The 609-nt window shown below is 47.8% G+C and carries 1 protein-coding gene; it reads right to left on the reverse strand.

Annotated elements, in window-relative coordinates:
• The coding region (locus R7040_RS27780; RefSeq protein ID WP_318097793.1) for an oligonucleotide/oligosaccharide-binding fold domain-containing protein at positions 1-609 on the reverse strand (609 nt) is incomplete at both ends.

The raw sequence follows: 609 nt of genomic DNA on the forward strand, positions 1-609 counted from the left end.
GTTCACCAAACGCTTCGGTACAATTGGCACGCCGTAAAGCATGACTTTTTCGTGCGCCATCACCGCAGCGCGTTTCTTCGACCAATGCGGTTCGCTGTAACTGCGCTTGATAAGGTGCTTGGCTAATGGCTCGATCCACTCCGGTTGAATCTTGGCGATGATACGACCCCAAAGTTTCGAGGTTTCCACCAGCTCAGCCGACATGATCCACTTAGGTTGCTTCTTGAACAGCCCCGATGCCGGGAAGATATGAAAACGAGCGTTACGCGCGCCTTGGTATTCATTCTTCTCTTGGTCTTTCATACCAATGTGCGACAACAAACCAACCAGAATCGCACTGTGTACGCCATGGTAAGACGCAGGCTCATCGTTAAGTTTGAATTCCATTTCACGCATAGATTGGTGAATCTGGAAGTACACATCTTGCCACTCACGTACTCGCAAGTAGTTCAAGTAATCTTGCTTACATTGTTTGCGGAATTGGTTGCCCGTCAACGCTTTCTGCTGCTTCTGGATGTAATCCCACAAGTTCACAAATGTCAGGAAATCCGACTCTTCATGGAAGAAACGACGATGTTTATCATCTGACGATTGTTGTTTGTCTGAAGG

The organism is Vibrio sp. 1069 (assembly GCF_033340555.1).